The sequence below is a fragment of the Pseudomonas sp. BYT-1 genome (assembly GCF_023611805.1).
GTDB lineage: Bacteria > Pseudomonadota > Gammaproteobacteria > Pseudomonadales > Pseudomonadaceae > Aquipseudomonas > Aquipseudomonas guariconensis.
Genome location: NZ_CP072559.1, coordinates 1125092 through 1145931, shown reverse-complemented (window position 1 = coordinate 1145931; position 20840 = coordinate 1125092). Strand labels below are relative to the sequence as shown.

General features: G+C 63.2%; 18 protein-coding genes. 5 read left to right on the top strand and 13 right to left on the bottom strand.

The window, feature by feature from the left end:
• Window positions 1-10: 10 nt before the first annotated feature.
• The 4 genes from guaA to J5X93_RS05185 all read right to left on the bottom strand — a co-directional run bounded on the left by guaA (window position 11) and on the right by J5X93_RS05185 (window position 4640).
• Window positions 11-1588, bottom strand: coding sequence for a glutamine-hydrolyzing GMP synthase (guaA, locus tag J5X93_RS05200; RefSeq protein WP_070574734.1), 1578 nt, complete (start codon window positions 1586-1588; stop codon window positions 11-13).
• Between the two features lie 78 nt (window positions 1589-1666).
• Window positions 1667-3136 (bottom strand): IMP dehydrogenase, encoded by a 1470-nt coding sequence (gene guaB / locus J5X93_RS05195; protein ID WP_043210622.1) that lies wholly within the window; start codon window positions 3134-3136, stop codon window positions 1667-1669.
• Between the two features lie 147 nt (window positions 3137-3283).
• Complete coding sequence (locus J5X93_RS05190) at window positions 3284-3838, bottom strand: sugar ABC transporter ATPase (protein WP_090346696.1); 555 nt, start codon at window positions 3836-3838, stop codon at window positions 3284-3286.
• Between the two features lie 46 nt (window positions 3839-3884).
• Window positions 3885-4640 carry a sulfite exporter TauE/SafE family protein gene (locus J5X93_RS05185; protein WP_043210627.1) on the bottom strand — a complete coding sequence of 252 codons (756 nt, stop codon included), beginning with the start codon at window positions 4638-4640 and terminating at the stop codon, window positions 3885-3887.
• A 97-nt stretch (window positions 4641-4737) separates the two neighbouring features.
• Here J5X93_RS05185 and J5X93_RS05180 point away from each other — a divergent pair, with 97 nt between their 5' ends.
• The 4 genes from J5X93_RS05180 (at window position 4738) to leuA (ending at window position 9979) form a co-directional block, all read left to right on the top strand.
• Complete coding sequence (locus J5X93_RS05180; RefSeq protein WP_043210629.1) at window positions 4738-5643, top strand: LysR substrate-binding domain-containing protein; 906 nt, start codon at window positions 4738-4740, stop codon at window positions 5641-5643.
• Between the two features lie 20 nt (window positions 5644-5663).
• Entirely contained in the window at window positions 5664-7043 is a 1380-nt protein-coding gene (xseA, locus tag J5X93_RS05175) for an exodeoxyribonuclease VII large subunit (protein ID WP_102082424.1), read from the top strand.
• Window positions 7044-7046: 3 nt separating this feature from the next.
• Window positions 7047-7874 carry a M23 family metallopeptidase gene (locus J5X93_RS05170; protein ID WP_250034522.1) on the top strand — a complete coding sequence of 276 codons (828 nt, stop codon included), beginning with the start codon at window positions 7047-7049 and terminating at the stop codon, window positions 7872-7874.
• A 431-nt stretch (window positions 7875-8305) separates the two neighbouring features.
• Window positions 8306-9979, top strand: coding sequence for a 2-isopropylmalate synthase (leuA, locus tag J5X93_RS05165; protein ID WP_250034520.1), 1674 nt, complete (start codon window positions 8306-8308; stop codon window positions 9977-9979).
• A 213-nt stretch (window positions 9980-10192) separates the two neighbouring features.
• Here the strand turns inward: leuA and J5X93_RS05160 are convergent, their stop codons facing one another.
• From J5X93_RS05160 to zwf, 3 genes are read right to left on the bottom strand one after another with little or no spacing between them, the layout of a single operon-like run.
• Complete coding sequence (locus J5X93_RS05160; RefSeq protein ID WP_196167670.1) at window positions 10193-10867, bottom strand: bifunctional 4-hydroxy-2-oxoglutarate aldolase/2-dehydro-3-deoxy-phosphogluconate aldolase; 675 nt, start codon at window positions 10865-10867, stop codon at window positions 10193-10195.
• 17 nt (window positions 10868-10884) lie between these two features.
• Window positions 10885-11598: a 6-phosphogluconolactonase gene (gene pgl / locus J5X93_RS05155; protein ID WP_102082411.1), complete on the bottom strand. Its 714-nt coding sequence runs from the start codon at window positions 11596-11598 to the stop codon at window positions 10885-10887.
• Entirely contained in the window at window positions 11585-13054 is a 1470-nt protein-coding gene (gene zwf / locus J5X93_RS05150; protein ID WP_250034516.1) for a glucose-6-phosphate dehydrogenase, read from the bottom strand. The genes pgl and zwf overlap by 14 nt, the downstream gene beginning before the upstream one ends.
• 210 nt (window positions 13055-13264) lie before the next feature.
• On the opposite strand from zwf, the gene hexR reads away from it, so the two are divergent.
• On the top strand, window positions 13265-14128 hold the full coding sequence (gene hexR / locus J5X93_RS05145) for a DNA-binding transcriptional regulator HexR (protein ID WP_178113806.1): 864 nt from the start codon (window positions 13265-13267) through the stop codon (window positions 14126-14128).
• Here hexR and J5X93_RS05140 read toward each other — a convergent pair.
• The 6 genes from J5X93_RS05140 to J5X93_RS05115 all read right to left on the bottom strand — a co-directional run bounded on the left by J5X93_RS05140 (window position 14121) and on the right by J5X93_RS05115 (window position 20733).
• Window positions 14121-14975, bottom strand: coding sequence for a D-hexose-6-phosphate mutarotase (locus J5X93_RS05140; protein WP_043210647.1), 855 nt, complete (start codon window positions 14973-14975; stop codon window positions 14121-14123). The genes hexR and J5X93_RS05140 overlap by 8 nt on opposite strands.
• 118 nt (window positions 14976-15093) lie before the next feature.
• On the bottom strand, window positions 15094-16437 hold the full coding sequence (locus tag J5X93_RS05135) for a carbohydrate porin (RefSeq protein ID WP_182817286.1): 1344 nt from the start codon (window positions 16435-16437) through the stop codon (window positions 15094-15096).
• A 42-nt stretch (window positions 16438-16479) separates the two neighbouring features.
• A complete protein-coding gene (locus tag J5X93_RS05130) occupies window positions 16480-17628 on the bottom strand; it encodes an ABC transporter ATP-binding protein (RefSeq protein ID WP_182817284.1) in 1149 nt (382 codons plus the stop codon).
• Window positions 17629-17631: 3 nt separating this feature from the next.
• Complete coding sequence (locus tag J5X93_RS05125; protein WP_250034514.1) at window positions 17632-18468, bottom strand: carbohydrate ABC transporter permease; 837 nt, start codon at window positions 18466-18468, stop codon at window positions 17632-17634.
• Window positions 18461-19369 (bottom strand): carbohydrate ABC transporter permease, encoded by a 909-nt coding sequence (locus J5X93_RS05120; protein ID WP_043210655.1) that lies wholly within the window; start codon window positions 19367-19369, stop codon window positions 18461-18463. The genes J5X93_RS05125 and J5X93_RS05120 overlap by 8 nt, the downstream gene beginning before the upstream one ends.
• Before the next feature lie 98 nt (window positions 19370-19467).
• Window positions 19468-20733 (bottom strand): ABC transporter substrate-binding protein, encoded by a 1266-nt coding sequence (locus J5X93_RS05115; protein WP_182817282.1) that lies wholly within the window; start codon window positions 20731-20733, stop codon window positions 19468-19470.
• Between the last annotated feature and the right edge of the window lie 107 nt (window positions 20734-20840).

Below are 20840 nucleotides of genomic sequence, written 5' to 3'. Positions count from 1 at the left end.
GGCAAGCCGGTCATTCCCACTCGATGGTCGCTGGCGGCTTGCTCGACACGTCGTAGGTGACGCGGGAGATGCCGTCGATCTCGTTGATGATACGGCCGCTGACGGTTTCCAGCAGCTCGTATGGCAGGTGCGCCCAGCGAGCGGTCATGAAGTCCACGGTCTCGACGGCGCGCAGGGCCACGACCCAGGCGTAGCGACGGCCATCGCCAACGACGCCGACCGACTTGACCGGCTGGAAGACCACGAATGCCTGGCTGGTCTTGTGGTACCAGTCGGCCTTGCGCAGTTCTTCGATGAAGATATGGTCAGCGCGACGCAGCAGGTCGGCGTATTCCTTCTTCACTTCACCCAGGATACGCACGCCCAGGCCTGGGCCCGGGAACGGGTGACGGTAGACCATGTCGTACGGCAGGCCCAGTTCCAGGCCGATCTTGCGTACTTCGTCCTTGAACAGCTCGCGCAGTGGCTCGACCAGCTTGAGGTTCATTTCTTCCGGCAGGCCGCCAACGTTGTGGTGCGACTTGATCACATGGGCCTTGCCGCTCTTGGCGCCCGCCGACTCGATCACGTCCGGGTAGATGGTGCCCTGGGCAAGGAACTGGATGTTCTCCAGCTTGCTGGCTTCGGCATCGAACACGTCGATGAAGGTGCGACCGATGATCTTGCGCTTCTTCTCCGGGTCGGTTTCGCCGGCCAGGTTGTCGAGGAACTGCTGCTCGGCATCGGCGCGGATCACCTTGACGCCCATGTTCTCCTTGAACATGGCCATCACTTGGTCGCCTTCGTGCAAGCGCAGCAGGCCGTTGTCGACGAAGACGCAGGTCAGTTGGTCGCCGATGGCGCGGTGCAGCAGCGCGGCGACCACCGAGGAGTCGACACCGCCGGACAGGCCCAGCAGCACGTTGGCCGAGCCGACTTGCTCACGGACCTGGGCGATGGCGTCTTCAACGATGTTGGACGGGGTCCACAGGGCCTCGCAGCCGCAGATGTCCTGGACGAAGCGGGACAGGATGCGACCGCCCTGCTTGGTGTGGGTCACTTCCGGGTGGAACTGCACGCCGTAGTAGCCACGCGCGTCGTCGAACATGCCGGCGATCGGGCAGCTCGGGGTGCTGGCCAGCACGTGGAAGTTGCCCGGCATCTGGGTGACCTTGTCGCCGTGGCTCATCCAAACGTCCAGACCCAGTACACCGTCGTCATCAACGTGGTCTTCGATACCGTCGAGCAGGCGGCTCTTGCCGACCACATCAACACGGGCGTAACCGAACTCGCGCAGGTCGGAACCTTCGACCTTGCCGCCCATCTGCTCGGCCATGGTCTGCATGCCGTAGCAGATGCCCAGTACCGGCACGTTCAGGTCGAAGACCGCTTGCGGTGCGCGCGGGCTGTTGGCTTCGTGGACCGACTCGGGGCCGCCAGCGAGGATGATGCCGCGTGGGTTGAATTCGCGGATCGCTTCATCGTCCATGTCGAACGGGTGCAGTTCGCAGTAGACACCGATCTCGCGCACGCGGCGGGCGATCAACTGGGTGTACTGGGAACCGAAATCGAGGATCAGGATGCGGTGAGCGTGAATGTCGAGGGCCATGACTCAATCTCGTCAGTGGAAATCGGAAACGACGCGGGGCTGTCGTGACAGCCCCGCTAACAGGTATTGCTGGAAGCCTTAGCCTACGCGGTAGTTAGGGGCTTCTTTGGTGATCTGCACGTCATGCACATGGGACTCGGCCATGCCGGCACCGGTGATGCGCACGAATTCAGGCTTGGTGCGCATCTCTTCGATGGTCGCGCTGCCGGTGTAGCCCATGGAAGAACGCAGGCCACCCATCAGTTGGTGGATGATCGCAGCCAGGGCGCCCTTGTACGGCACACGGCCTTCGATGCCTTCCGGAACCAGCTTCTCGGCGCCAGCCGAGGAGTCCTGGAAGTAACGGTCCGAGGAGCCTTGGGCCTGTGCCATGGCGCCCAGCGAGCCCATGCCGCGGTAAGCCTTGTAGGAACGGCCCTGGAACAGCTCGACCTCACCCGGCGCCTCTTCGGTGCCGGCGAACATCGAACCCATCATGACGCAGGAGGCGCCAGCGACGATGGCCTTGGACAGGTCACCGGAGAAGCGGATGCCACCGTCGGCGATCAGCGGTACGCCAGTGCCTTCCAGTGCGGCGGCGACGTTGGCGATGGCGCTGATCTGCGGCACACCGACACCGGCGACGATACGGGTGGTGCAGATCGAGCCCGGGCCAATACCGACCTTGACCGCGTCAGCGCCGGCTTCGGCCAGGGCTTTGGCAGCGGCGCCGGTGGCGATATTGCCGCCGATCACCTGCACTTGCGGGTAGGTCTCTTTGACCCAGCGAACGCGATCGATCACGCCCTTGCTGTGGCCGTGGGCGGTGTCGACCACCACCACGTCAACGCCGGCGGCAACCAGGGCGGCAACGCGCTCGCCGGTATCCTTGCCGGTGCCGACCGCAGCGCCGACGCGCAGACGACCTTGGTCGTCCTTGCTGGCCAGCGGGTAGGCCTTGGCTTTTTCGATGTCCTTGACGGTCATCATGCCCTTGAGGCTGAACTTGTCGTCGACGATCAGGACTTTTTCCAGGCGGTGCTTGTGCAGCAGCTCGCGGACTTCGTTCTTGTCGGCGCCTTCGCGCACGGTGACCAGACGCTCTTTGGGCGTCATCACTTCACGAACCTTGGCGTCCAGACGGCTTTCGAAGCGCACGTCACGGGAGGTGACGATGCCGACCAGGTCGCCGTTCTCCAGCACTGGAACACCGGAGATGTTGTTCAGGCGGGTCAGGTCGAACAGGTCGCGCACGGTGGCGTCGGCGTCGATGGTGATCGGGTCCTTGACCACGCCAGCCTCGAACTTCTTGACCTTGCGCACTTCGGCAGCTTGCTGCTCGATGGTCATGTTCTTGTGGATGATGCCGATGCCGCCTTCCTGGGCCATGGCGATGGCCAGGCGCGCTTCGGTCACGGTATCCATGGCGGCGGAAACCAGGGGAATGTTCAGCTCGATGCCGCGGGTCAAACGGGTCTTGAGACTGACTTCATTGGGCAGTACCTCAGAATAGCCAGGTACAAGGAGAATATCGTCGAAGGTCAGGGCTTCTTGGCTGATACGCAGCATCGCGGGGGCTCCCGGGCGGGAAAAATGGAAGCGCGCCATTATACTCATCCACGGCGCGCCGCTCAATGCAATTCAAGCTCCAAGTTACAAGCGGCAAGCGACGAGATTCACTCCACCCACGTCTGCGCTTTTGCTGTCGCTTGCCACTTATGGCTGGCAGTTGACCTGCACCACCGCCACCGGCTGGTCCAACCAGTCGGCGAAGCTGTCGAGAAAGGCCTGGGTGAACCCGGCCTCGCCCCAGTTGTTGAAGATGAACCCCAGGTTGGAAAAGGCGCACGGCTGCAGGAACAAAAAGCCGTTGATGTCGTCCTCGAAGCCGCACAGCGGGCAGGTGAAGTTGTCGCTCACCCCAGGCATCCACTCCTCCAGGCTCTCGAACAGCGGCTCGCCGATTTCGCGCCGACACTCAGGGCAACCCGCTTCTTCGAGAAAGCCCTCGGTCGGTGTATAGATGCAGCGCTTGAGCATCACCTCCAGGCCGTTGATCTGCTCGCCGAAGGGGAGTCGTTCCGGATGCAACGCGACCTTGCGTGCGCCCTGGGCCAAGGCGTACCCCATGCGATTGCCGGTGCGCCCACAGGTGCTGAGCTGCTCCTCGACGATCTTCTCGCGCACCAACCAGCGCAGGATCGCCCGGGCACGGGCTTCGTGGACCGGGACGGTGGAGAGTTTGGGAACGATGATGCTCTGGGTGTTCATGAACGAAACGGGCCTGCGGACTGCGGTAATAGCGAGATTCTACCGCTCAGCCGCCCAGGTAGCGACCGATCAACGCCACGCCACTGCCCAGCACCAGCCAGGTGACCACACGCACGAAGGCTTCGCGGGACAGCCTCAAGGACAGGTGCCGCCCCAGCCACAGCCCGGCAGCCATCACCGGCAGCAGGCAGGCCGCGACAAACAACAGGCTGGCATCGGCGTATACCCCGGCAGCAACAAACAACGACAGGCGCACAACAGTACTGCAACTGATGAGCGCACTCTGGGTCGCCCTTGCCTGTTCCGTTGAATCCAGCCGGGCATTGAGGTAGATCGCATACAGAAAGCCACCGCTGCCGAACAAGGCGCCGAACAGCCCACCCGCCGTGCCCATCGGCACCGCCCAGGCGCCTGCGAGTCGCGCCGGCCGCACCTTTACGGCCAGGCTATACAACGCATACCCGGTCACGAACAGGCCCATCAGCAACAGCAGAAGGTCCGATTTCAGGCGTAGCAGAAAGACCACGCCCAAGGTACAGCCCAGCGCCATGCACGGCAGCAAGCGCAGCAGTTCGCCACGCACCACCGACTGGCGCGATGGCAACCAGTTGCCAAAGGCCGCGACGAAGTCCAGCAGCACTAGCAACGGAATGATCCGCGACAATGGCATGAAGTGGATCAGCACCGGCCCCGCCACCAACGCCGTACCGAAACCGGCGATACCGAACACGATGTAGGCCACGCCTACCCCCAGCAGGATGGGCAGCCAGTCGAGACCTGAAAACGGCAATTGAGCAAGCATCGGCATGACTCCTGAAAACACCGAGACAGGTTAGCCAGCCACGAGCCATGCCGACTAATATGCCTTTTCACCCTCAGATATCTCGAAAAGGCATTTCATGACTTCCATCCGCCAGTTGCGCTACTTCGTTGAAATAGCCCAGAGCGGCAGCTTCAGCGCGGCCGCCGAGCGGCTGTACATCGCCCAGTCTGCGCTAAGCCGTCAGATCAAGGAGCTGGAACATCAGCTCGGTACGCCTTTGTTCGAGCGAACTGCCCGCCAGCCTCGGCTGACCTCGGCTGGCCTGGCCTTTCTCGATCGCGCGCAGCGCCTGCTGGCCGATCTGGACCAAGCCGAGCGCCTGGCCCAGGAGATCGGCCAGGGCCTGCGCGGCAGTCTGCGCCTCAATCACTCCAGCACCGTCCCCTTGACCGGCCGGCTCTTGGCGAGCCTGGGCAGCTACCTGAACAACAATCCTGGCGTGTCCCTGGAGATTGCACAGCAGTCCTCCGAGGCCCAACTGGAAGACATCGCCGAAGGCCGGCTCGAACTCGGCCTGTTGCGTCTGCCGGTGCTGCGCCAGCACCAGGAGGTGGAGATCCATGCCCTGTTCAGCGAGCCATTGCTCTTGGCCGTGGCGGCAGACCATCCACTGGCCGACGCCCCCCAGGTGGCACTGGCGCGATTGCGAGATGAGCGTTTCATTTCCATCCCTCATCGACAGCGAGGGGGCTTGAGCTACCTGTCCGCTTCGTTGTGCATGGAGGCAGGATTCTTTCCACGCGCCGCCCAGGTCGTGTCTCGCAAGACCACGCAACTGCAGCTGATACAGGCAGGATTCGGGGTGGCGCTGTTACCAGCTTGCATGCGCGACATCGCGCCGGCCTCGGTGCGTTTCATACCGTTGCAAGAGGCTTGCCCGAGCACCGTGGCCCTGGCGTGTCGACGAGACGCGGGGGAACTGGTGCGCCAGTTCGTCTCGACAATGTCCGGCTCAAGCGCCAGCACAGACAACCAGGCGTGATGTCCTTTATGATGCCGGCCATGATCAAAGACCCCTTCGAACGACTCGGCCTGGACCGCGAGGTCCTCACCGTCAGCCAGCTCAACGGCCGCGCGCGCGTGCTGCTCGAGGATGTGTTCCGCAGTGTCTGGGTGGAAGGCGAGATATCCAACCTCGCCCGCCCGGCCTCCGGGCACATGTACTTCACCCTCAAGGACAGCGGCGCCCAGGTACGCTGCGCGCTGTTCCGGCAGAATGCCGCGCGCGTGCGCCAGGCCCTGCGCGATGGCCTGGCGGTCAGGGTGCGCGGCAAGGTGTCGTTGTTCGAGGGGCGCGGCGACTACCAACTGATCCTCGACACGGTCGAGCCCGCCGGCGATGGCGCCCTGCGCCTGGCCTTCGAAGCCTTGAAGGAAAAGCTCGGTGCCGAAGGCCTGTTCAGTGCCGAACGCAAGCAACCTCTGCCGGCCCACCCGCGCCGCATCGGCATCATCACCTCCCCCACCGGCGCAGTGATCCGCGACATCATCAGCGTGTTCCGCCGCCGCGCCCCCCAAGTGGAACTGAACCTGATCCCCACCGCAGTACAGGGTCGGGAGGCCATCGCCCAGATTGTCCATGCCCTGCGCCTGGCCGACAGCATGGGCTTCGATGCGTTGATCCTGGCTCGCGGCGGGGGTTCGCTGGAAGACCTCTGGTGCTTCAATGAAGAGGCCGTCGCCCGCGCCGTGGCCGCGTGCGTGACGCCCATCGTCAGCGCCGTGGGCCATGAGACCGATGTGTCGATCAGCGACTTCGTCGCCGATGTGCGCGCGCCGACCCCATCGGCCGCCGCCGAATTGCTGGCGCCGGACAGCAGCGGTCTGCAACAGCGCCTGGACAGCCTGCAGCGGCGCCTGTTGCTACGCATGAAAAACCGCCTGGCTCATGATCACCTGCGCCTGGATGGCCTGGCCCGCCGCCTGCGCCACCCTGGCGAGCGCTTGCGCCAACAGGCACAGCGCCTGGATGACCTGGATATGCGCCTGCGCCGCGCCTTCATGCTCAACATGAACCAGCGCCACGAGCGCCTGGGCCGTCTGGACACCCGCCTGGCCGCGCAACATCCGGGGCGCGCGCTTAAACTGCTTGGCCAGCGCCTGGACAGCCTCGCCGAACGCCTCCCGCGGGCTATGCGCGAAGTGCTCAAGGATCGTCGGCAACGCTTCCAGGCCCAGTTGCAGACCTTGCACGTGGTCAGCCCCCTGGCGACCCTGGCCCGCGGCTACAGCATTCTGCTCGACGAGCGCGGCCAGGCCATCCGCAGCGCCGCCCAGACCCACAACGGCCAGCGCCTGACCGCCCGCCTGAACGAAGGCGAGCTCAAGGTGCGGGTCGAGGACAACCACCAGACTCCGGTCACCCTCTCGCTACTGGACTGACACATGCCCCGCCTGCTCGCCCCTCTGCTCGCCTTCTTCTTGCTGTTGCTCGGTACCCACGCCCAGGCCAGCTACATCACGCGCCAGCTGAACAAGCCGGTGCCCGGAGGCGTGGCGGTGGTCGACCTGGGCCCTGCCCCCTCGGCACCCAGCGCACGCTTCGATGGCAAGCCGGTGCTGGTGGTCCAGGAGCAGGGCAACTGGCTGGCCATCGTCGGCATTCCTCTGACCCAGAAGCCCGGCACCGCGGTGCTCACCCAAGGTTCGCGTACCCTGCCCTTCACGGTCGGCAGCAAGAAGTACCCCGAGCAACACATCACGTTGAAGAACAAGCGCCAGGTCAATCCTGACCCCGCCGACCTCCAGCGCATCGAGCGCGAGCTGGCCGAACAGATCAAGGCCTACCGCAGCTTCAGCCCTGCCCTGCCGAGCAACCTGATCCTCGACAAACCGGTCAGCGGGCCACTGTCGAGCAAGTTCGGCGTGCGTCGCTTCTTCAACGGAGAGGAGCGCAACCCCCATGCCGGCCTGGACTTCGCCGTGCCCGCCGGTACGCCTATCAAGACCCCGGCCAATGGCAAGGTGATCTTGGTGGGGGATTACTTCTTCAATGGCCGTACCGTGTTCGTCGATCACGGACAGGGCTTCATCAGCATGTTCTGCCACATGTCCAAGATCGATGTGAAACCTGGCCAGACGCTGCGTCGCGGCGATGTGGTCGGCCGCGTGGGCGCCACAGGCCGGGCGACCGGGCCGCATATGCACTGGAACGTCAGTCTCAACGACGCGCGGGTGGATCCGGCAATTTTCATCGGGGCGTTTCAGCCCTGATCCAGGCGTACCGACTTCGCGAGTGAACCCGCACCCACAAGGCCGACGCTGTATTGGAGGCGTTCACAGAACCCTGTGGCGGCGGGTTTACCCGCGAAAAGGCTCACACCGCCAACAACCTTTCCTTTGAGTTGCGCCATCAAAAAATAGCGCGCAAAAATACCGAAGTCGCCGTTCGATATCAGCCATAAAATCTCGCACAAGCGCTTTTTTTAAGCATTCCTCTCAATTTTTTCCGAATGCTTGCCATCCCACCGGTCACTGGTTAGGGTTGAGGCATGAAAACCTTCAGCACCCTCATCCTGCTCCGACAACATCGCAGCCTCTGCCTGGTCAGCGCCCGACTACCAGGCTGATCGCGTCGCCTCGCCTCTTCATCTCGTTATCGCTCGGCAGGCCCGATCTCGGCCGCACATAAAAGGATTGCTTCCATGACCATGCTCAAAGACCCTTCGAAGAAATACCGCGCCTTCCCGACCATCGATCTGCCGGACCGTACCTGGCCGTCGAAGACCATCACCCAGGCGCCGATCTGGTGCAGCTCCGACTTGCGTGACGGCAACCAGTCGCTGATCGAACCGATGGATTCGGAGAAGAAACTGCGTTTCTGGAAGACCTTGGTGCAGGTCGGCGTGAAGGAAATCGAAGCCTCGTTCCCGTCCGCCTCGCAAACCGACTTCGACTTCGTGCGCACCCTGATCGAAGACGGCCACATCCCGGACGACACCACCATCCAGGTGCTCACCCAGGCCCGTGAAGACTTGATCGCGCGTACTTTCGAATCCCTGCGTGGCGCCAAGAAAGCCATCGTCCACCTGTACAACGCCACCTCGCCGTCGTTCCGCCGCATCGTCTTCAACCAGGACAAGCAGGGCGTGAAGGACATCGCGGTGAATGCCGCCAAGCTGTTCGTCAAGTATGCCGCTCAGCAGCCGGAAACCCAGTGGACGTTCCAGTACTCGCCGGAAACCTTCAGCGCCACCGAGATGGAGTTCGCCAAGGAGGTCTGCGACGCGGTGATCGAGGTATGGAACCCGACCCCTGAACACAAGATCATCCTCAACCTGCCGGCCACCGTCGAAGTGTCGACGCCCAACGTCTATGCCGACCAGATCGAATGGTTCTGCCGCAACGTCAACCGCCGCGACAGCGTGATCATCAGCCTGCACACCCACAACGACCGCGGCACTGGCATCGCAGCCACCGAACTGGGCCTGATGGCCGGCGCCGACCGCGCCGAAGGCTGCCTGTTCGGCAACGGCGAGCGTACCGGCAACGTCGACCTGGTGACCCTGGCCCTGAACCTCTACACCCAGGGCGTCGACCCCAAACTGGACTTCTCCGACATCGACGGCGTACGCAAGGTCGTCGAGGAGTGCAACCAGCTGCCTGTGCACCCACGTCACCCGTACGTGGGCGATCTGGTCCACACCGCATTCTCCGGCTCGCACCAGGACGCCATCCGCAAGGGCTTCGCCAAGCAGAAGGAAGACGCACTCTGGGAAGTGCCTTACCTGCCGATCGACCCGGCCGACATCGGCCGCAGCTACGAGGCGGTGATCCGCGTCAACAGCCAGTCCGGCAAAGGCGGCATCACCTACCTGCTCGAGCAGGAGTACGGCATCAGCCTGCCACGTCGCATGCAGATCGAGTTCAGCCAGGTGGTACAGGGCGAGACCGACCGCCTGGGCCTGGAGATGACTGCTCAGCAGATTTACAGCCTGCTGCACAAGGAATACCTCCAGGCCAACACGCCCTATGCACTGGTCAGCCATCGTCTGCAGGAAGAGAACGGCCACAGCGCCGTGGAAGTGGAAGTCGCCGGCGAAGGCGAAACCACCCTGCACTGGCGCGGTAAAGGCAACGGCGCGCTGGAAGCGCTGGTCGCCGGCCTGCCCATCAGCGTGGAAATCATGGACTACAACGAACACGCCATCGGTGCCGGCACCAATGCCAAGGCTGCGGCCTATATTGAATTGCGCGTGGCCGGTGGTCGTCCGGTACATGGCGTGGGGATCGACGAGAACATCACCACCGCCAGCTTCAAGGCGCTGTTCAGCGCACTGAACCGTTCGCTGAGCCAGCAGGCAGCCAAGGCGGCGTAAACGTCAGCCCTACCTGACAAGCCCGCGTCCTGGACGCGGGCTTTTTTTTGCCCTGCCCTTTTCGCGGATAAATCCGCTCTCAGAGGGTTGCCGGTGATCCTTGGGAACCAGGTCTACCTGCAAACGGGCCAGCCCAGGCAACAGAAAACCCAGGCAAAAAAAGGGCGCCAATCAGGCGCCCCACAAGCGTTGTAGCACACAACAAATTCGTTTTCAGTCCAGCAGCGCCATCGCCTCGGCACTGCAGGCCTCGATCCGTGCCCAGTCGCCGTTCTTGATCCAGCTGCTGTCGAGCATCCAGGTCCCGCCCACGCACATCACGTTGGGCTGGGCCATGTAGTTGCGCACGTTGGCCGGGTTGACGCCACCGGTGGGGCAGAAGCGGATGTCGCCGAACGGGCCGGCGAAGGCCTTGATCGCCGCCACGCCGCCGCTGATTTCGGCGGGGAACAGCTTGAAGCGACGGTAGCCCAGGGCATAGCCCATCATGATTTCCGACGGTGTGCTAATACCGGGCAACAGCGGGATATCGCTTTCGACGCCGGCCTGGAGGATGTCCTGGGTCACCCCTGGGGTGACCACGAACTGCGCGCCGGCGGCCTCGACCGCGGCGAACATGGTGCGGTCCAGCACGGTCCCGGCACCGACGCACAGCTCCGGGCGCTGCTCGCGCAGCACACGAATGGCCTTGAGGCCATGCTCGGAACGCAGGGTCACCTCCAGGGTACGGATGCCGCCGGCGGCCAGGGCGTCGGCCAGGGGCAGGATGTCTTGCTCACGGGCGATGGTGATCACCGGCAGAATGCGCGCCTTGCCGCAGATCGCGTCGATCCGGGCGGCTTTCTCGGCCATCGAGAGCAGAGGCTGTTGGCGTTCGAGCGTGGTCATGAGAGTGGATCCTTGGCTCATGGGCACCAGTAGATGTCCAGGGGGTCGTGAAGAAAGGCGCGAATCGGCATTTCGGTTGGGTCAGCGGCCGCTAATGCGGCGCGCAGGGTAGCGAGTTTGCCCAGGCCTTGCACAGACAGCGCGGTGAAACCGGCGCTGGCCAACAGGGCTCGGGTCATGCTCAGGCGCTGGCGCGGCACACTCGGTGCCAGCATCGGCAGGCAGCGGTGCGTGCTTCGCAGGTCCAGGCCTTCAGGCAGGTTGGGGCTGGCCGGGAACAACGAGGCCGTGTGACCGTCATCGCCCATGCCCAGCACCAGCACATCGATGGGGGGCAACGCAGCCAGGGCCTGGTCGGCCAGGACAGCGGCGGCATCGAGACTCTCGGCACAGTGATACAAGCCCACGAAGCGAGCCTTGGCGGCCGGGCCCTTGAACAGGTGACGCACCAGCAATCCGGCATTGCTGTCGGCATGCTCGACCGGTACCCAGCGCTCGTCGGCCAGGCTGACCGTGACCTTCGACCAGTCCAGCGCTTCGCCTGCGAGCTTCTCCAGGAAGGGGACCGGGCTGCGGCCACCCGACAGGACCAGGCACGCCTGCCCCTTATCGACAATGGCCTGGCGCAGGCGCTCGGCCACATCATGGGCCAATGTCGCCGCCAAGGCCTTGCCATCAGCCAGCGAATGCATCGTTACGCTCGCCGGCAGTTGCAGTTCAGATATCGCCATACCACGCCCTCCCATCACGTGTGATCAGTGCGATGGAGCTCATCGGCCCCCAGGACCCCGCCGCATAAGGCTTGGGTGCGTCGCCAGCGTTCTTCCAGCCGGCAATCAGCTGATCGCACCACGTCCAGGCATATTCGATTTCATCTTTGCGCACGAACAGGTTCTGGTTGCCGCGCATCACTTCCAACAACAGACGCTCATAGGCATCCGGGATGCGCGCGCTGCGCCAGGTGTCGGAGAAATTCAGTTGCAAGGGCCCGCTACGCAGTTGCATGCCTTTGTCCAGGCCTTGCTCCTTGGTCATGACCCGCAAAGAAATGCCTTCGTCCGGCTGCAGGCGGATGATCAGCTTGTTACCGATCTGCAAACGCTGCTCGGGGGCGAAGATGTAGTGCGGCGTTTCCTTGAAGTGGATGACGATCTGCGACAGCTTTTGCGGCATACGCTTGCCGGTACGCAGGTAGAACGGCACGCCGGACCAGCGCCAATTGCGGATGTCGGCACGCAGGGCGACGAAGGTCTCGGTGTCGCTCTGAGCATTGGCGTTGTCTTCTTCCAGGTAGCCCGGCACCGGTGCACCATCGCTGTAGCCGGCAATGTACTGGCCGCGCACCACCCGGGTGCTCAGGGCTTCGCCGGTGATTGGCGCCAGGGCTTTGAGCACCTTCACCTTTTCGTTGCGGATGCTGTCGGCGGACAAATCGCTGGGCGGGTCCATGGCAATCAGGCACAGCAGCTGCAACAGGTGGTTCTGGATCATGTCGCGCAGCTGGCCGGCCTTGTCGAAATAGCCCCAGCGCCCTTCGATCCCCACCTTTTCAGCCACGGTGATTTCCACGTGGGAGATAGAGTTCTGGTTCCACTGGGTTTCGAACAGGCTGTTGGCAAAACGCAGTGCGATGAGGTTCTGCACCGTCTCCTTGCCCAGGTAGTGATCGATACGATAGACCCGACTTTCCGGGAAGAACCGCGCCACGGCATCGTTGACCCGACGGGACGACTCCAAGTCGTGACCGATGGGCTTTTCCAGCACGACCCGAGTACGGGCGGCCAGGCCGGCTTTGTCCAGGTTCTCGCAGATCGCGCCGTACACCGAGGCGGGCGTGGCGAAATAGGCGATCAAAGGCAGGTCTGCGGCCACCTGTTCGGCCAGCGCCTGGTAGCCATCGGCCTGGAGGAAGTCCAGGCGCACGTAGCTCAGGCGGGCGAGGAAACGCCCCAGCGCACCGGGCTCGATGTCCGCCTCCGGCACGAAGCGGCGCAGGTGCGCCTCGATGGTCGCCAGGTGCTGCTCGCCATCGCCGGCTTCACGGGCCAGGGCCTGCAGGCGCGAATCGGCGTGCAGCAAGCCGGCGCGGTCGAGCTGATAAAGCGCGGGAAACAGCTTGCGCAGTGCCAGGTCGCCAAGGGCGCCAAACAGGGCAAAGGTGCAAGGTTCTACACTGATCGCAGCCATGATGTTGGTTCTTTCCTAAAGTTGGCCTAGGAATATCGTTTTCAACCGCGGTTTTCAAGGGGTAATGTAGTAAAAACCACAACATTACCCTACAACTGTGACAGACAAGTGGTGCGGCAACCTCGCCGACAGTACGATAGACACCGTGCAAAAAGCCCGCTGTTCCATCAGCCGGCTGTCTTCCCGACCCAAGGACACACCATGGACCGCGTGAGAAACCTCCTGGAGCAGATCCAGGGACGCCTCGACGAGCTGAACAAGGCCGAACGCAAAGTCGCCGAAGTCATCCTGCTCAACCCGCAACAAGCCACCCGCTTCAGCATCGCCGCGCTTGCCCAGGCCGCCAAGGTCAGCGAACCGACGGTCAACCGTTTCTGCCGCTCCTTCGGTGTCAGTGGCTACCCCGAACTCAAGCTCCAGCTGGCCCAGAGCCTGGCCAGCGGCGCCGCTTACGTCAGCCGCGCGGTGGAGGCCGACGATGACCCGGCCGCCTACACCCAGAAGATCTTCGGCAGCGCCATCGCATCGCTCGACAGCGCCTGCCAGGCGCTAGACCCGCAACAGGTCAGCCGCGCCGTGGACATGATGATCCAGGCTCGGCAAATCCACTTCTTCGGCCTGGGCGCCTCGGCCCCCGTGGCCCTCGACGCCCAGCACAAGTTCTTCCGCTTCAACCTGGCGGTGTCGGCCCATGCCGACGTGCTCATGCAACGCATGCTGGCCTCGGTCGCGCATACCGGCGATTTGTTCGTGATCATCTCCTACACCGGTCGCACCCGCGAACTGGTGGAGGTGGCCCGCGTGGCGCGTGAAAACGGCGCCTCCGTCCTTGGCCTGACCGCCGCCGGCTCGCCCCTGGCCAAGGCCTGCAGCCTGAGCCTGCACATCCCATTGCCGGAGGACACCGACATCTACATGCCAATGACCTCGCGGATCATCCAACTCACCGTGCTCGATGTGCTGGCCACCGGCATGACCCTGCGCCGCGGCGTGGACTTCCAACCGCACCTGCGCAAGATCAAGGAAAGCCTCAACGCCAGCCGTTACCCGATCGAGGACGACGAGCTCAACTGAGCCGGTGTGCCTGCAAGCTCAGGTGAGCCTGCTGCCCCGGCGCCAGGCTCAAGCCCTCGCCGCTGCCGCTGGCGATCTCGACGCAGACAAACCGCTGACACTCGCGGCCGCTGACGCCCACCAGCGGGCGCTTGCCCGGGTGCCAGACCACTGTGTCGTCGGAATCCCCGCTGTCGATGCACAGTTCACGCTCCCACGCAGGGTCCTGCAGCTGCACCCGGGGCGTACCCGGATAAACCTTCTGGCAACCGCCCTTGACCTTGAGCGCACCGTCCTCGCGGCACGCCTGGCGGTTGAGGCGGTCATAGCCTTCGATGTCCTCAAGCCCAGACAGCGCTATCTCAGACACGTCACTGATACGCCAATAAGCCAGCAGCGCATGACTCAACTGGCAAGGTTCGCTGTCCTGGTGCTCGGTGGTCAGGCTCAGTTCCATGCCGCTGCCCAAGCGCGCGTGCAGGTCCACTTGCCAGTCGCACAGCTGCAGGCGCCAGGTAAGGGTCACGCCCTCCTCGTCCTCCTGGCTCTCGACCAGCTTCCAGTCGAGCAGGCGCGCCCAACCATGGGACGGCCACAAATCTTCGCTGGGATGACGTCCATACCAAGGCCAGCAAACCGGCACGCCACCTCGGATCGCCCCGGCCAGCGGCCACTGCTCGGCACACCATAGCCACGGACGTTCGCCGGCAGGCTGAAAATGCACCAGCTGCGCGCCCTGGCGACTGAATACGGCCTGGCAACGGGGGTGATCGATAATCAACACATCGCGCTGCTGGTAACGCTCCCACTCGAACGTCGGCCTGGGCCTCTGCGCGCCAAAGAAGCGATGTAGCGGATGTTCGGGCATGGTTCCAAGCTCTTGTTGTTTGAGATAGCGCTGTCTCGGCGCGGGCTTCATTTCCACCGAGATCCAGTGGAAATGAAGTGGCCGGGAAATGGATGGCGTAAATTTACAACAATTTTTCTCAGAATGACGACTGAATCTTCAATCCTGCGACCAGCGCATTGTCGACCTCATCCACTCCCCCAGGGCTCTTGATGTACTGCAGGTTCGGCCGCACGGTCAGCCAGTTGGTGACGTGAAAGCCATAGTAGAGCTCGGCGTTGTATTCGGTGCGCTGCAGCGGCACGAAGCCCGGATTGTCGTAATCGTCGATACCACTGCTGGCATTGAGCTGCTCGGCGCGCTTCTTGACGTCATCATTGACATGGATCCGCGCGATGCCAAAGCCAATGTCGTCCTTGGGCCGGGCATCGAAGGGGCCTTTGTAGACCATGCCTATCTGCTGGTAGTTGTCGACGACGTTGGTAGCCTTGTCGTGCACGGTGAAATTGGCGAACAGGCTCAGGCCCCGGTTGACATCACCCTGGTGCGCCGTCACCTGCTGCTGGGCCACGACCCACCAGCCGTGCTTGCTGGAGTGGGATTTGAAGTCATTGCCGGTGATGCCCTGGGGCTGGCCGTTGACGTCCTCATAGACATCGTCAGCCTTGGCGGTGCTGTAGTAGTAGCCCAGGCGGTATTCACCCGGCAGGCCGTTGACCTTGGGCGACCAGACCATCTCCACCGGCAGGATCGCGCCCTTGGTGCCGCTGCCGCTGAGTTTGAAGCCGTTGCCGGTCTCAAGGTTCGACGGATTTTGCTCGAAGGCCCCCACCTGCACGAAGAACTCCGGGTTGATGTTGTACTTGACCCGCAGCGCCCACTGGCTGACCGGCCAGTTGTACCAGATACCGCCCACCCAGTTGCCCACCTGGGAGCCGCAGAAGGCCAAGTTCTGGAAGTCGCAGGGGAAGCTGTTGAAGTCCTCGCCCTCACCGAAGCGCCCGAATTTCACATCCAGGGCGCCATCGAAGTACTTCTGCTTGATCCACATCTGCGTCAGCCGCCAGGTCTGGCCACGGCCCCAGACTTCCTGGACCGAGCTGAACTGCCCAGCGCGCGGGTCACTGATGCGGTCGTTGGACAGGTTGCGACCACTTCGTTCGGTGATTGCCAGCTTGAATTCGGCGTCGTGCCAGCCAAGGATCTTCTGAAGATCCAGGTGCGCGCCCAGGGCGAACTGGTCGCTGTAACGGGCAGTCTTGTCGTCGTTGTAGCCGCCGTGCAGGTTGCCGGCCACCTCGCCGACATAATCGAGGGTGAAGTCGTAGCCTTTTTCCAATAGCTCGGTTCGGGTGCCGCCCCAGTCCCCGGTCATCCATTTCGAATCCGCCGAGAAGGCCTCGGCCGCGTGTGCCCCACCACTGCCGACAAAGGTCAGCACCGCCAGCGAGCCCAGCGTCCTGATGCGTTTGCGATGGTCCATCCCTTGTTCCTCACTTTTCTTGTTATTGATGGTTTAGACGACTCAGCGCCCTTTGAAACGCGCCACATTGCCCCCAGCGACCGGCGTAGGGGCAACCTGCCCCAGGCGCTCCCCGCTGGCAGCATCGAACAGCAGCACCCGCGAAGGATCGAACTGCAGCTGCAGGCTGTCTCCCACACGGCAGGCGACATCCGGCGCCAGCCGGCAGCAAACCTTGACCTGGTTGAGGGTGACGAACACCAGCAGGTCCGGCCCGGTGGGCTCAGTCACCTGCACCTCGGCGCGGATGCCATGCATGCCCTCGCCCGCGCCCACGCCGATCTGCTCGGGGCGAATGCCTAGCACCACTTCGCACCCTTCGAGTTCGTCCGACAGATGCCCGACGGGCAACTCGCAACGGGCCTGCCCGCTGTCGAGCAACGCCACCAGGCGCCCTTGTTGTTTCGTCAGGCGCGCCGGGATGAAGTTCATTGGCGGTGAGCCGATGAAGCTGGCGACGAACTGGTTGGCCGGGTCGTTGTAGATCTGCTGCGGGGTGCCGAACTGCTGGATGACGCCGTCCTTCATTACCGCCACCTTGTCACCCAGGGTCATGGCCTCGATCTGGTCATGGGTGACGTACACGGTGGTGGTTTTCAGACGCTGGTGCATCAGCTTGATTTCGGTGCGCATCTCCACCCGCAGCTTGGCGTCGAGGTTCGACAACGGCTCGTCGAACAGGTAGATCTTCGGCCGCCGCGCCAAGGCCCGGCCCATGGCCACCCGCTGCTGCTGGCCGCCGGAAAGCTGGCCTGGCTTGCGCGTGAGCAGGTGTTCGATCTGCAGTAGCTTGGCCACCCGCGCCACCTCGTCGTCGATCGCCGCCTGAGGCATTTTGCGGATCTTCAGCCCGAAGGCGATGTTGTCGCGCACGTTCATGGTCGGGTACAGCGCATAGGACTGGAACACCATGGCGATGTCCCGATCCTTGGGGCTCATGCCGCTAATGTCGGTGCCGTCGACGAGGATTTCGCCGCCACTGATGTCCTCCAACCCGGCGATGCAGTTCATCAAGGTCGACTTTCCGCACCCTGATGGGCCGACCAGAATCAGGAACTCACCGGACTCGATACCCAGGTCAATGGCCTTGAGGGTATCGGGCAGGCCGCTGCCGTAGCGCTTGTTGACGTTGCGAAGTTCGAGCCGTGCCATGTGTCACCCCTTGACCGCGCCGGCGGTCAGGCCGCGCAGGAAATATTTGCCGGCCAGCACATAGACCAGCAGGGTCGGAAGCCCCGCGATCATTGCCGCCGCCATGTCGACGTTGTATTCCTTGACCCCGGTGCTGGTGTTGACCAGGTTGTTCAGGGCCACGGTGATGGGCTGGGCGTCGCCGCTGGCGAACACCACACCAAAGAGAAAGTCGTTCCAGATCTGAGTGAACTGCCAGATCAGGCAGACCATGATGATCGGCACCGACATCGGCAGCAGGATCCGCCCGAAGATCGTGAAGAACCCCGCGCCATCCAGCCGCGCCGCACGTACCAGGGCCTCGGGCACGCTGCAGTAGTAATTACGAAAGAACAGCGTGGTGAAGGCCAGCCCGTACACGATATGCACCAGCACCAGTCCTGTGGTGGTGCTGGCAAGGCCAAGCTTGCCGAGGGTGAACGAGGCCGGCAGCAAGACGGTCTGGAACGGCAGGAAGCAACCGAACAACAGCAGGCCGAAGAACAGCTGCGAACCCCGGAAGCGCCACATCGACAGCACATAGCCGTTCAAGGCGCCCATCAAGGTGGATATCAGCACGGCTGGCACGGTGATCTTCACCGAGTTCCAGAAGTAGCCTCCGACCGTGTCCCAGGCCTTGATCCAGCCGATCCCAGTGATCACTTCCGGCCAGCTCAGCAGGTTGCCTGCGCGGATGTCTTCCGGCGATTTGAAGCTGGTCAGCAGCATCACCACCAGCGGCATCAGGTACAGCGCACAGGCAGCCAGCAAAGTGGCATGGATGGCCAGGCGGCTGGGGGAGAACCAACGTGGACTAGTCATGGCGCTTGGTCCTCAGTTCCGAATACAGGTAGGGCACCAGGATCGCCAGAATGGCGCCGAGCATGAGGATCGCACTGGCCGAGCCCATGCCCATCTGCCCACGGCTGAAGGTGAAGTTGTACATGAACATCGCCGGCAGGTCGGAGGCGTAGCCCGGGCCGCCAGCAGTCATTGCGGCCACCAGGTCGAAGCTCTTGATGGCGATGTGCGCCAGGATCATCAAGGCACTGAAGAACACCGGCCGCAGGCTCGGCAGCACGATGCGCAAATAGATCCTCGGCAGGCTCGCGCCATCGACCTGGGCAGCCCGGATGATCGACGGGTCGACCCCACGCAGGCCGGCCAGGAACAGCGCCATGACAAAGCCTGAGGCCTGCCACACCGCAGCGATCACCAGGCAATAGACCACCCGGTCCGGGTCCACCAGCCAGTCGAAGCGAAAGCCCTCCCAGCCCCAGTCCCGCAGCAGTTTGTCCAGGCCAAGACCTGGGTTGAGCAGCCACTTCCAGGCGGTACCGGTGACGATCATCGACAGCGCCATCGGGTACAGGTAGACCGTGCGGATGACGCCTTCGCGGCGGATGCGCTGATCGAGCAACACCGCCAACAGCACCCCCACGACCAGGCTGATGGCGATGAACAAGCCACCGAATACCAGCAGGTTCTTGCTAGCGACCCACCAGCGGTCGTTGGCCAGCAGTTTGGCGTACTGGCTCAGCCCGGCCCATTTGTAGCTGGGCATGAAGCTGGAGTTGGTGAAGGAGAGCACGAAGGTCCAGAGGATGTAGCCGTAAAAGCCCACCAGGACAATCAGCATGCTAGGCGCCAGCACCAGTTTCGGGAGCCAGCGTTGCAGGGCGTCCAGGGGGGAGGCCCGCAGGGTTGCGGTTGCTGTGTTCATGTGAAGTACCGAAGAACATGCATCTAGCGCGAGTCCTGTGGAAGCGGGTTTATCCGCCTCCACAGGGGCCAGTAAGGTCAGAGAGACCGCCAGCGGTGCTACTGCGCGGCCTTGATCGCCGCGCCCAGCTGCTTGGCCGCCTTGGCAGGGTCTGCCTTGGGGTCGTTGAGGAAGTTGGTGACCACATCGAAGATGGCCCCCTGCACCGCCAGCGATGAGGCCATGTTGTGCGCCATGCTAGGTTGCAGCCCCTGGCCTTTCTCGGCCTCCTGGAAGTCCTTTTGCGACTGCTGGGTGCAGGCATCGAACGGCGTCATGTCCATGCCTTGGCGCACTGGCAGCGAGCCCTTGGCTTGGTTGAAGGCGGTCTGGAAGGCCGGCTCCAGCGCGACCTTGGCCAGGTCGTTCTGGGCCTCGATATCGTGCTCGTTCTTGAGTTTGAACATCGCCAGGGAGTCGATGTTGTAGGTGAAGCTACCCTGGGTGCCGGGGAATGGCACGCACTGGTAGTCCTTGCCGGCCACCTTGTGGGCGGCGGTCCATTCGCTCTTGGCCCAGTCACCCATGATCTGCATGCCGGCCTTGCCGTTGATGACGTCGGCGGCAGCGATGTTCCAGTCTCGGCCGGCGCGGTTGGCGTCCATATAGGTGCCAAGGCGCTGCAAGGTCTTGAAGGTCTGCACCATCTTGTCGCCGGTGAGCGTCTGTTCGTCCAGCTCGACGAACGCCTTGTGGTAGCCCTCAGGCCCCAGGATGCTCAGCACCAGGCTTTCGAACACCGTGCTGTCCTGCCAAGGCTGGCCGCCATGGGCCAGTGGCTGGAAGCCTGCGGCCTTGAGCTTGTCGGCGGCGACGAACAGTTCATCGAGCGTATGCGGCACCTTGGCGCCTGCCTTCTCGAACACCACCGGATTGACCCACAGCCAGTTGACCCGGTGGATGTTCACCGGCACGGCTACATAGTGATCATCGTACTTCCAGATAGGGGTCAGCTTGGCCGGTAGCAGTGCGTCCCATTGGTTGGCCTTGGCCACCTCGTCGAGCTCGGCGAGCAGGCCCAAGGCACCCCACTCCTGGATATCCGGGCCCTTGATCTGGGCGGCGGCGGGTGGGTTGCCGGCCACGGCGCGGCTCTTGAGCACGGTCATGGCCGCAGCACCGCCGCCACCGGCCACGGCGTTGTCCTTCCAGGTGAAACCGTCTTTTTCGACCTGCTGCTTGAGGGTGTTGACGGCGGCGGCCTCACCGCCGGAGGTCCACCAATGCAGGACTTCGACAGAGCCCTTTGCTTCGGCAGCAAGGGCGGTCAGCGGCATGAATGAGGCGAGGGAAACGACAGCGGCTAGGCGAGTGATCGCATTCATCGTGGAGAACCTTTCTTGTTGTTATGCGAGGCAAGTCGTGGTGCTTGCGCTTGCCTTGGAGTCTAAACAGCCGTCGAAGGCCGCCAGGTAACGAAGGGATGCGCGAA